The sequence below is a fragment of the Brevundimonas sp. 'scallop' genome (genome assembly GCF_011045535.1).
Lineage (GTDB): Bacteria > Pseudomonadota > Alphaproteobacteria > Caulobacterales > Caulobacteraceae > Brevundimonas > Brevundimonas vesicularis.
Map to the genome: position 1 here is coordinate 1,309,706 of NZ_CP039382.1, position 10,906 is coordinate 1,320,611.

General features: G+C 66.5%; 13 protein-coding genes. 5 read left to right on the forward strand and 8 right to left on the reverse strand.

Annotated features, from left to right (window positions below; all coding sequences use genetic code 11):
• Positions 1-13 precede the first annotated feature (13 nt).
• Together E4341_RS06475 and E4341_RS06480 are read right to left on the reverse strand one after the other, a co-directional pair.
• Complete coding sequence (locus E4341_RS06475; RefSeq protein WP_165116028.1) at positions 14-508, reverse strand: group III truncated hemoglobin; 495 nt, start codon at positions 506-508, stop codon at positions 14-16.
• 25 nt (positions 509-533) lie between these two features.
• A complete protein-coding gene (locus E4341_RS06480) occupies positions 534-968 on the reverse strand; it encodes a hypothetical protein (RefSeq protein ID WP_165116030.1) in 435 nt (144 codons plus the stop codon).
• A 175-nt stretch (positions 969-1,143) separates the two neighbouring features.
• On the opposite strand from E4341_RS06480, the gene E4341_RS06485 reads away from it, so the two are divergent.
• The gene (locus E4341_RS06485) at positions 1,144-2,754 is read left to right on the forward strand and encodes an ABC-F family ATP-binding cassette domain-containing protein (protein WP_165116032.1); all 1,611 of its coding nucleotides are present in this window, start codon (positions 1,144-1,146) and stop codon (positions 2,752-2,754) included.
• A gap of 6 nt (positions 2,755-2,760) precedes the next feature.
• On the opposite strand, the gene E4341_RS06490 is transcribed toward E4341_RS06485, so the two are convergent.
• The 4 genes from E4341_RS06490 to E4341_RS06505 all read right to left on the reverse strand — a co-directional run bounded on the left by E4341_RS06490 (position 2,761) and on the right by E4341_RS06505 (position 6,304).
• Positions 2,761-4,338 carry an EAL domain-containing protein gene (locus tag E4341_RS06490; RefSeq protein ID WP_165116034.1) on the reverse strand — a complete coding sequence of 526 codons (1,578 nt, stop codon included), beginning with the start codon at positions 4,336-4,338 and terminating at the stop codon, positions 2,761-2,763.
• 105 nt (positions 4,339-4,443) lie between these two features.
• Positions 4,444-4,881 carry a flagellar basal-body protein FlbY gene (locus tag E4341_RS06495; protein WP_165116036.1) on the reverse strand — a complete coding sequence of 146 codons (438 nt, stop codon included), beginning with the start codon at positions 4,879-4,881 and terminating at the stop codon, positions 4,444-4,446.
• The gene (locus E4341_RS06500) at positions 4,878-5,180 is read right to left on the reverse strand and encodes a rod-binding protein (protein WP_066623075.1); all 303 of its coding nucleotides are present in this window, start codon (positions 5,178-5,180) and stop codon (positions 4,878-4,880) included. Before E4341_RS06500 ends, E4341_RS06495 begins: the two co-directional genes overlap by 4 nt.
• Before the next feature lie 2 nt (positions 5,181-5,182).
• The gene (locus E4341_RS06505) at positions 5,183-6,304 is read right to left on the reverse strand and encodes a flagellar basal body P-ring protein FlgI (protein WP_091747795.1); all 1,122 of its coding nucleotides are present in this window, start codon (positions 6,302-6,304) and stop codon (positions 5,183-5,185) included.
• 183 nt (positions 6,305-6,487) lie between these two features.
• Between E4341_RS06505 and E4341_RS06510 the strand changes: the two genes are divergently transcribed.
• The 3 genes from E4341_RS06510 to gltX all read left to right on the forward strand — a co-directional run bounded on the left by E4341_RS06510 (position 6,488) and on the right by gltX (position 8,938).
• Complete coding sequence (locus E4341_RS06510) at positions 6,488-6,913, forward strand: flagellar assembly protein FliX (protein ID WP_165116038.1); 426 nt, start codon at positions 6,488-6,490, stop codon at positions 6,911-6,913.
• A gap of 179 nt (positions 6,914-7,092) precedes the next feature.
• Positions 7,093-7,527 (forward strand): RNA polymerase-binding protein DksA, encoded by a 435-nt coding sequence (gene dksA / locus E4341_RS06515; protein ID WP_017504616.1) that lies wholly within the window; start codon positions 7,093-7,095, stop codon positions 7,525-7,527.
• A 76-nt stretch (positions 7,528-7,603) separates the two neighbouring features.
• Positions 7,604-8,938, forward strand: a complete 1,335-nt coding sequence (gene gltX / locus E4341_RS06520; protein WP_165116040.1) for a glutamate--tRNA ligase — start codon at positions 7,604-7,606, stop codon at positions 8,936-8,938.
• Between the two features lie 15 nt (positions 8,939-8,953).
• Here gltX and E4341_RS06525 read toward each other — a convergent pair whose 3' ends face one another.
• On the reverse strand, positions 8,954-9,247 hold the full coding sequence (locus E4341_RS06525) for a hypothetical protein (RefSeq protein WP_017504618.1): 294 nt from the start codon (positions 9,245-9,247) through the stop codon (positions 8,954-8,956).
• A gap of 105 nt (positions 9,248-9,352) precedes the next feature.
• Positions 9,353-9,958, reverse strand: a complete 606-nt coding sequence (locus E4341_RS06530) for a TIGR00730 family Rossman fold protein (RefSeq protein ID WP_165116042.1) — start codon at positions 9,956-9,958, stop codon at positions 9,353-9,355.
• A gap of 111 nt (positions 9,959-10,069) precedes the next feature.
• Between E4341_RS06530 and E4341_RS06535 the strand changes: the two genes are divergently transcribed.
• Positions 10,070-10,792 carry a hypothetical protein gene (locus tag E4341_RS06535; protein ID WP_205751373.1) on the forward strand — a complete coding sequence of 241 codons (723 nt, stop codon included), beginning with the start codon at positions 10,070-10,072 and terminating at the stop codon, positions 10,790-10,792.
• Positions 10,793-10,906: the final 114 nt, after the last annotated feature.

Sequence of the window (10,906 nt, forward strand, 5' to 3'; positions counted from 1 at the left end):
TGCGGCTGACGCATCAATCCGGCGTCCACGTCTGCGTGGGCCGCACGAAACGCTCGCCCTTGGCCAGAAGCACGCCGCTGGCGTTGGCGACGCCCAGTTCCAGGCTTTCAGCGATGCGGCGGGCGCGTTCAATGAAGTAGTCGGCGGCGATGGGCGGACACAGGGTGCGCGCGGTTTCGGCGAACAGCTCCAGCCAGCGATCGAAATGCCGCGCATCAATGGGAAGGGGCAGGTGTTTCGGCATCGGCCGGCCCTGATAGACGCCCGTGGACAGGGCGACGGACGACCAGAACAGCTTCATCTGCGCTAAGTGCGGCGCCCAGTCGGTGATCCGGTCCGCGAAAATCGGGCCGATCAGCGCATCGTCGCGGACGCGGGCGTAGAAGCCTTCGACCAGGGCGTCGATCACGGTCTCGTCGATACCTGTCTCGTCACGCAGGCGCTGGACGGCGGCCTCGCGCCGCGCGGCGGCGCCGGCGGGGTCTTCGATGCGGAAACGGGTTTGCATGACGGCTGGTCTAGACGCCGTCAGCCTATTGGTCGAGAAAGTCGCCGGCGTTGAACGACAGGATGCAGATGGCGTCCGCGCCCGTCGCGTCGGTCGAGCACGAATCGACTCCGAACAGGTCGGCCTCGACCTTTGCGGTCGAGCGGAAGGTGCGACCGTCACGCTGAAATGTCGATCCGATCTTCTCGCTCCATGGGATCAAGGCTGCGGCGAAGGCGGCGGCCGGCGCACCCGTGCAGGTGAACAGGATATATTCTGCGCCGTCCCCGTTGTCCGCGCGGCGATAGGCGTCGGCAGCGGCGGCCTGCTCCAGGCAAGCGGCATAGAGCCGCGCGTTGGGCGTCGGCGCCCGGGTCGGAACGGCGCTGTAATTTGGGGCTGACGGCGGCCGGTCCGGCGAAGTCGCGCATGCGGCGCAAGCCAGTGTGGAGACGATGGCGAGGGTGATGACGGTCTTCATGGTTGTCTCCTCAACGCCAAGCTTCTCACGCGCCCGTGTTCGACGCCAGACTTGCGCATTGCGGGATTACGACCCATCCTCCTTGTTCTGACGCGTTTTGCAGAAGGTTTGACGATCATGATCATCGCATTGGCCACCGGTTCCGCCCTGTCCGCCATGCTGCTCGTGATCCTCAATGCCAATCAGCCCAAGCCGAAACGCGTCCCCGTCCGCACTCGCGACACTCGACAAGGTCGCCGCTAGGACGCCGGACGGCGCCACATTCTTCGACAATCTGAGCCTGACGTTCGGGCCTGAGCGAACCGGCATCGTCGGTCGCAATGGCGCGGGCAAGAGCACGCTGCTGCGCCTGATCTCGGGCGAAGCCGCGCCGGCTGAGGGGGTAGTCGCGCGAACCGGAACGATCGGTGTCCTGGATCAGCGCTATGAGCCAAACCCCGGTGAGACCGTCGCTCAAACCCTAGGCGTTGGAACGGCGCTGGCTGTTGTGGCACGGGTTTTGGTGGGGCAGGGAACGGCTGACGATCTGGCCGAGGCGGACTGGACGCTGGAGACTCGTCTTGACGAGGCCCTAAGAGATGTCGGGCTGCCTGACCTGGACTACGAACGCCTGACGTCCAGTCTCAGCGGGGGCGAGCAGACGCGGTTGCGGCTGGCTGGATTGAGGCTGACCCGGCCCAACTTGATCCTGCTGGACGAGCCGACCAATCATCTGGATGCGCAGGCGCGGGCGCTGGTCGCCGATGTCATCGCGCGTTGGGACGGAGGGGTCGTGGTGGTCAGCCATGATCGCAACCTGTTGCGCCGCATGGACCGAATTCTTGAAGTGTCGAGCTTGGGTGTCGCCAGCTACGGCGGCGGCTATGACGCCTATGTCGAGCGAAAGGCGCTGGAGGGCGAGGCGGCGACGCGGGATCTGGCCGAAGCCAAGCGCGAACTCGCGCGTACTGGCGCCGAGGCTCAGCAGCGCGCGGAGGCCCAGTCGCGCCGCGACGCCGCCGGCCGTCGCAAGGCTGCCAAGGGCGACATGCCGAAAATCCTGCTGGGCGCCCGGGCCGAGCGCGCTGAAAACACGGGCGGGCGCGGCGGCTTGCTGGCCGAACGTCAGGCCGCGGCCGCGCAGGACGCCTTGGCCTCAGCCCAGGCGCGCGTAGAGCGAACGCGGACGCTGGCGATCCCGATGCCGACGACCGGCCTGCCAACGGGACGGACGGTGCTGACGATGGACCAGGCCGGCTGGGCGACACCCGAGGGGCGGACGATCGTCGGGCCGGTCGACCTGAACCTGGTCGGGCCGGAACGGCCCGCGATCACGGGACCGAACGGCGCGGGCAAGACGACCCTGCTGCGGCTGATCACCGGCGATCTTTCACCGACCACGGGCGCCGTCGATCGGCCTGTGCGTGCGGTGTTGCTGGACCAAGAGGTCAAGATCCTGCACCCGGACGAAACCTTGGTGGAAGCGTGGCGGCGGTTGAACCCGAAAGGGTCGGTCAATGACGCCCAGGCAGCGCTGGCGCGGTTTCTGTTTCGCAATACGGCGGCGCAGCGCCACGTCGGCGACCTGTCAGGCGGGGAGCGGCTGAGGGCGGGTCTGGCCTGCGTCATGACAGGCGCGACGCCGCCGCAGTTGCTGGTGTTGGACGAGCCGACCAACCATCTCGACCTGGACGCCATCGCGGCCGTCGAAGAGGCGCTGAACGCCTATGACGGCGCGTTGATCGTGGTGAGCCACGACGTGGACTTTCTGGCGGCGCTGAAGATCACGCGCACGGTCCAGCTCTGAGGTCGGTCAGCCCCAGGCCTCGACGGCGCCCTTGCGACGGACCATCGACGGGCTGGACAGTTGGGTGCGCGGCTCGGCTTCGGCGCGACCGAACAGCCAGCCTTGGCCGTACTCGACGCCCGCCGCCTTGAGCTCGGATGCGACACCGTCGGTCTCGATCATCTCGGCGATGGTTTCCAGCCTCATCGAACGGCACAGTTCGACGATGCTGTGCAGCATGGCCTTGGACCGTTGGTCAGTCTGGATGTCGCGCACGATGGCCCCGTCGATTTTGACCGAGTCCACCGACAGTTTGCGCAGATAGTCGAAGGCGGCGGCTCCAGCGCCGAAATCGTCGATGCAGACCTTGATGCCGGCTTCGCGCAGCGCGGCAAGGCGACGGTCGGCGGCTTCGATGTCTGCGACGGCGGAGGTTTCGGTCACCTCGACCATCAGGCGACGGCGTTCCTCGGGCGCGCCGGCGGTCATGCGCAGCAGCTGTTCGACGTAGGTGTCGTCTCCCAAGGAGGCGCCCGAGACATTGATCGCCATCTTCAGCAGGCCGGCGCCGGGCTGGCGCATCCGCTTCAGGACCTTCTCCGCCACGGCGAGATCGAACGACTCGATCATGTCCAGCTCTTCGGCCATGCGAATGGCTTCGGCGGGACCGTTGTTGCCGCTGAACCGGGTCAGGGCCTCGAAGTGATGGACCGCTCGGGAGTCCAGATGGACGATGGGCTGATAGTGGACCTGGAACTCGCGCGACTTGACCAGGCTGCGGAAGGTCTCGGCGTCGCGGAAGGTGCGCTTCAGCGAGTCCGCGAAGGCGATCTGTGGATTGGCGAGGCCGTCGCCCTTCAGGCAGCCTTCAATGGCGAACCGCATGGCGCGCAGCACGCACAGGGAATCCGATCCGGGCGGCACGGGCGAGCTGAACGCCTCCGCGCCCAGCGACAGGCCTTCGGCCCGACCGGCTTCCACGATTTCGGCGGCGATGTCGCGACGGTCGTTGGCCGGGCGCAGCAGGGCGAAGCGGACGCCGGTGACCTGCGACGCGCTCGACCCTTCGACGGCGGCGGACTGAAGCGTGGCCTCGATGCGGCGGTTCAGACGGTCGGCGGCGTCGCCGGTGACGTTCTCAAGCCCCGTGATGTCAAGGAAAGACAGGGCCAGGTCGGGATTAGACACCAGTACGCGCCCTGCGTCGGCCAGGAAATCTTCCGGCTCAAGAAGCGGGCGGGTTTTCAGATCCTCCAGCGCGAAGGCCGGGCCTTCGTAGGATATGGCGCAGGAGACGGCGGGCGCCATCTGCGGCAGGACGAAGGCGCGGAACGAGGCGCGGCGCACGCGGTCAGGTCCGGCCGCCACCAGGATCGATGTCGCGGGAATACGCACGCCGGCCTTCATGCCTTGCAGGGCGGTCAGGGTGGAGGCGCCATCGTGCAGCAGATCGAGCAGGGGACGGCCCGTCCAGGTCGCGCCTGCGTCTTCGCCGGCCACGGCGCCCGCGCCGATCGCAAAGGCGACCACGCCTTTCGGATCCACCTCCACCAAGGTGTCGGCGGAAGCGAAGGCCAGGCCTAGGAGGCGAGTGGTCAGCGTCATGAGGCCATGCTGGCACACAGTCGCTTAAAAAAATAGGCAATGACCCTTAGGGCGCGAACCGTGATCGGCGAACGGCAAAGGGCCGTCCCGTTCAGGCCATGCGGTTCAGGCCATTCGGTTCAGGGCGACAGCGCGTCCGTCGCCCAGCGAGGCGCGGCCGTCGGCGGCATAGGCGGAGGCGGGTGTGCGAGCAGCGGTGACCTCCGCCGCGATGGCGCGGACCAGGCCCTCGGAAATTTGACGCGCGGCGTCGACGGCGCGGCTGTGACGAGTCAGGACGGCGTCGAACTCACGCGTGGCGTCGACAAGTGTCCTGCGGTCTTCCATTGGAGCGCCGCTTAGCAGCGCCGGATTGGCCTTCACATGGGCGGAATCGCGACGGTAGAGATTGGCCATCTCCTGCGTTTCCGACAGACCGGCCGCCACATCCTGAGGACGGCCATCGGCGAAGGCGGCTGTCTCGGCCTTTAGTCGCTCGGTCAGGCGCAAGGTCAAGGTCGTCAACTGACGAACCCGCGCCTGGGCCAGTTCGGTGTCGCTCATTGCCGGCCCTCCTGCATCTTCAGCATTTCGGCCATGACGGTGTTGCTCAGGCCGATGCCGCCGGCCTTCACCGTGGACTTGGCCATTTCGTCCAGCATGAAGCTGCGCCATGTCGCCTCGCCCTGGCCGCCGCCGAACAGGCCGTCGGTCGACAGGCCTTCGAACATCGGCTTCAGCATCTGGGAAATGAAGGTGGCCTCGAAGGCCTTGGCGGTTTCCGCGATCTTGTCGCGGTTCACGGCGGTCGGCGCAGCCGCGGCGGGGCGCAGCAGATCGGCGGAGACGGTCAGGTCGGTCATGCTCACATCACCTCGATGTCGGCCTGCAGGGCGCCGGCGGCCTTGATGGCCTGCAGGATGCTGATCATGTCGCGCGGGCTTACGCCCAAGGCGTTCAGGCCGTTGACCAGAGTGGACAGGTTGGCCCCGCCGCCGACCAGCCGCATCTGGGTGCCCAGATCCTCTTCGACGTTCACCTGGGTTGAGGGCACGACGGCGGTCTGGCCCCGGCTGAAGGGCGCCGGCTGACTGACCTGCGGCTGTTCGTCCACCGATATGGTCAGGTTGCCTTGGGCGATGGCGACGCGAGAGATGCGCACGGCGTCCCCCATGACGATGACGCCGTTTACCTCGTCGATGATGACCTTGGCGGGGGTATCGACGCTGACGGCCAGGTTCTCGATCCGGCTGATGAAGCCCGCCATGCCCAGTTCACCAGGCGCGCGCAGGGCGACGACCGTGCCGTTCTCGGCCAAAGCCGACCCCGGATAGGCGGCGTTGACGACGGCGGCGACGCGCTGGGCGGTGGTGAAGTCGGGGTTGCGCAGATTCAGGCGTACCTCGTTCATATTGGCCATCTGGAAGCCGGTCTCGCGCTCGACCAGGGCGCCCGAGGCGATGCGGCCGGCGGTCGGCACGCCGCGCGTCACCGACGACCCCGAACCGCCAGACGCCGAGACGGCGCCGGTCTGGACCGAGCCTTGCGCCACCGCATAGACCTGACCGTCCGCGCCTTGCAGGCTGGTGACAACCAGCGAACCGCCCAGCAAGCTTTTAGCGTCGCACATAGAGGCCACGGACACGTCGATGCGCGAGCCGGGCGTGGCGAATGCGGGCAGGTCGGCGGTGACCATGACGGCGGCCATATTCTTGGTGTTGGCGTTGGCCCCGCGAATGTTGACGCCCAGCCGCTCGGTCATGCCTTCCAGCGATTGGCGGGTGAAGGGGCAGTTGCGTAAGGAATCGCCCGTGCCGTTCAGCCCCATGACCATGCCGTAGCCGACCAACTGGTTGCCGCGCACGCCCTCGACGGCGGCGATGTCCTTGATGCGCGACTGCGACTGGGCCAACGCCGAGGTCGCGCCGCCGGCGACGACGAGCGTCGCGGCGACGGAGGCGATCAGGCGGGCAAGCAGATTTTGCATCGGTCAGGCGTCCACGCAACGTTACGCGGTCATCAGTGCGAGGATCGTGCCGGAGAATTAACGACGTGAATTCAATGTCGGTCGGCCTTTGACGGTCAGAGAAGCGGCAGGATTTGCCGGGGCGTTAACCAAACAGTCATCGCCGGCCGTCATCCATGGTTTCATGACGCGGAGCACCTGCACATGAAGGTTGTCGGCCCCAACGGCGTCAGCACGCCTGCCAGCACACGTCCTACGCGATCCGCCAGCGGCTTTTCGCTGGGGCAGGCCGCAGCGCCGTCCGCGCCCGCTGCAACGACCGCCAGCGCAGCAACCGGCGGGGTCTCTGACGTCTCAGCCCTGATGGCCCTTCAAGGGGTCGAGGGGCCGCTGGAGAAGCGTCGTCGTGCGATCCGGCGCGGCAGCGGTCTTCTGGATCGCCTTGACGAAATCAAGCTGGCCCTGCTGAACGGCGATACCGACGAGGGGGCCCTAGATCGTCTGGCGCGGAGCCTGCGCGAGGAGCGCGCCGCCGACGACGACAAGGACCTGGGCGCCTTGCTGGATCAGATCGACCTGCGCGCCTCAGTCGAACTGGCGAAGGCGGAAATGCGCCGCAACCGCCCCTGATACGAAATAATCGTCTGACATCAGGCGGCTAAGCTTTGGCAGTGAGTGACTTTTGCCACTGTCAGGCGGTTAGTCGCCCTATTTTCATCACGGAATCGAGAACCGCGTTGCCGCGACTCGACGGGCTGATTATACGGCCATCTACGCCACAGGGGGGCGTGTTAGAGAGCGTGAGATCGATGAGCGCCTTGGCGTCCGTTGTGTCCGACGAAACCGGCCCGTATCGGCCGTCTGACAGCGAGCCGTTCATGAACGAACGGCAGCAAGCCTATTTCAAGAAGAAGCTGCTGGCCTGGAAGGATGAGATCCTTCGCGAGTCCAAGGGCACGGTCGTCAATCTGAAGGCCGAGACCGAAAACCACCCCGATCTGGTGGACCGGGCGTCTTCGGAATCCGATCGCGCGCTGGAGTTGCGCACCCGCGACCGCCAACGCAAGTTGATCTCCAAGATCGACGACGCGCTGCGCCGGATCGAGGACGGCTCCTACGGCTACTGCGAGGACACGGGCGAACCCATCAGCCTGGGTCGTCTGGAAGCCCGTCCGACGGCGACCCTGTCGGTCGAAGCCCAGGAACGCCACGAACGCCGCGAACGCGTTCACCGCGACGACTGAGGTTTAAGCCTTCCGCGCCTTGACTTCGCCGGGTTGCGGGGCGACCTAGCCGCCTCGCTTTCGAGGTCGTCTACCCATGTCCGTCAAGGTTCGTTTCGCCCCGTCGCCCACGGGTAAGCTGCACGTCGGCAATGTCCGTACCGCTTTGGTGAATTGGATGTTCGCCAAGGGGCAGGGCGGATCGTTCGTTCTGCGCATCGACGACACCGACTTGGCGCGCTCCACGCCCGAGTTCGAACAGGGGATCGAAGACGACCTGACCTGGCTGGGGATGCCGTGGGACGAGCGTTACAACCAGTCCAAGCGGTTCGATCGCTACGAAGAAGCGGCCGCCAGGCTGAAGGCGTCGGGGCGGCTTTATCCCGCCTATGAGACCGCTGACGAGCTGGACCGTCGGCGCAAGGTGCAACTGTCGCGCGGCCTGCCGCCGATCTATGACCGCGCGGCGCTGGAACTGACCGAAGAGCAGAAGGCCGCTTACGAAGCCGAAGGGCGCCGCCCCCATTGGCGCTTCAAACTGGACGGCAAGCGCGTCGCCTGGGAAGACTTGGCGCGCGGTCATGCGGAGGTGGACACCGCCTCGATGTCGGACCCGGTGCTGATCCGCGAGGACGGTCTGTTCCTCTACACACTGCCGTCGGTGGTCGATGACATCGACATGGCCATCACGCACATCATCCGGGGCGAGGATCACGTCACCAACACCGGGGCGCAGATCGAAATCTTCGAGGCGCTGGGCGCGGCGGTTCCGGGCTTCGCCCACATGCCGCTGCTGGTCGGCACCGACGGCGCGGCCCTGTCCAAGCGTCTGGGATCGCTGTCGATCAGCGACATGCGCGACCAGGGCTATGAGCCGATCGCGATCACCAGCCACCTTGGCCGGATAGGCACCTCTGATCCGCTGGAAGTCGGCGCCTCTGTCGAGGCTCTGGGACAGAGCTTCGCCTTCTCCAAGATGGGCCGTTCGCCGGCGCGTTACGATACGGCGGATCTGGACCGACTGAACGCCCAGGCGCTGCACGTCATGGATTATGCGACAGCGCAGCCGCGTCTTCAGGCTCTCGGCGCCGATCTAGGCGAAGCCTTCTGGAATACGGTGCGGGGCAATCTGACGAAGTTCGCCGATGTCGCGGACATGGCGCAGATCGTCCGTGGTCCCATCCAACCCGTTATCGAAGATTCGGCCTTCATCGAAACGGCGCTGCGTCTGCTGCCGGAAGTGATCGACGAAAACGCCTGGTCGGCGTGGACCTCGGCCGTCAAGGCCGAGACGGGCGCCAAGGGCAAGGCGCTATTCATGCCGCTGCGTCTGGCGCTGACGGGGCAGCAGCACGGGCCGGACATGGCGGCCATGGCGCCGCTGATCGGTCGCGGAACCATCCAGCGGCGTCTGAGAGGTGAGGCGGCCTAAGCCGCCTTACGCATTCTAGGCGTTGCAGACAGCCAGTTCGTCTGCGCTCAGGGCGACACCCTTGTAGGAGAAGGCGGTCACGGGACCGAACTTCTGAACCACGCGACGGCAGGCGCGCGTCGCGGGCTGTTCCGTGCCGCCTGCGGCGGTGCAGGTCGCGCCTTCGCAGGACCAACGAGCGCCGTCGATGATGGTGGCGCGTGCGGGCGCCTTGGCGGCGTCGGCCAGCGTCAGGCTGGTGGCGGCAGGGGCTTGGGCGACCGCAGGGGCGGCGGCGAACAGGGCGGCGGCGATCAGCAGAGCGCGCATCGAAAACTCTCCGAAATGAAGAACGGCGTCATGCCGCTGCGCTCCCATGTCAGTTTTCGATAAAAACTGTCAAGACGCGCGCAGCGGATTATGAGCGATGATCACTTATCGATGATCATGTTTCAATTGCGGCGCATCGCCGCTGGCCTGAACCTGCGCCATCGCCTCTTCGACGGTTTCGGCGACGGTCCAGGCGTCCAAGAACGACGGCGGCGTCATTCCTTCTGCGACGCTGTGCTTCATCAGGTCGAAGAAGCCATTCCAGAAGCCGTTCAGGTTCAGGAAGACGACCGGCTTGTGGTGCAGGTCCAGCCGCTTCCAAGACAGCAACTCCACGACCTCTTCCAGGGTGCCGATGCCGCCGGGCGCGACCACGAAGGCGTCGGACTGGTCGTACATCAGTTGTTTGCGCTCATGCATCGAAGTGACGACGACGGTCTCGACCTCGTCGAACAGGCGTTCGCGGCTGCGCAGGAAGGCCGGCATGATGCCGACAACCCGGCCGCCCGCCTCATGCGCGCCACGCGCGGAGGCTCCCATCAGACCCACGCCACCGCCGCCATAGACCAGACGCCAGCCGGCCTCGGCCGCCGCCTTGCCAAACGCGTAGGCCGCCTCGGTATAGGAAGGGTCGGCGGTCTCGGAGGCGCCGCAGAACAGGCAGACAGAAGAGCCGTCGAACGGCAGGAACGAAACGGGGGGCAGGGACATGGAGCCTCGAAGAAAACGAATAGGCGGCCTGGCCATGGCCAAACCGACGGCGCTCAAGCTAACACAGGCTCGAGCCGCTGGGTCGCCAGTCCTATATCGTAGAGGCGCAGGATGAAACGTCGGATGATGGTCGCGTGTGTCGCGGTCCTGGCTGCCGCAGCCTGTTCCGATCAGCAGGGCGGCGTGGCGGGGCCGACGGGTGCCGACGAGGCCTCGCCCTGGGTTCGCCCGCCCCAGATCGATGGCGTGATGCGCGACGGCGGCGTTCTGGTGCTGCGCGGTGGGGCGGGGCCCAATGCGCGCGTCGTGCTGCGTGCGCCGGATACTGCGGCCGTGGCGACGACGGCGGACGGCGCGGGGCGATTCGAACTGCGACTGCCGCCTTTGAGCGGCGATGTGCGCTTCACGCCTGAGGTGCAGGTGGGCGAGGACGCCGCCGTCTCGCCTGAGACGCTGGTGGTGATCCAGGGCGGAGCCGGTCCCGTCGCCCTGATCGCAGCAGGCCAGCCGACTGTCCGGCTCGATGGCGGCGAGGGGCTGGATGCGGTGGATTCGGACGGTGCGACTCTGATGGCGTCAGGCCGGACGAATGGGGCGGCTCCCTCGGTCAATATCAACGGCGCAGATATGGCGCCGACGGCGATCGGACGCGGCCGCTGGCGGGCAGTCATCGGACAGTCGGGTGGGGCGACGATCACGGTGAATGGAAAGACCTTCGACTATCCGGGCGCGGGGGCGGCTGCGGGCTTCGTCGTCGAGCGGGCGGGGACAGGCTGGCGGATCACATGGCCTGTCGAGCCAGCGGGGCGTCAGACGACATGGCTGCCGGACTGAACGCGCTTAATGATCTGGAAACCATTTCGGTTAAGGAATGGGCCGTCCTCAGGGACACCATCACCGAACCTGCTTGCAGCCCGGCCCCCCCGCCGGGCTTCTTTTTTGCCGGCC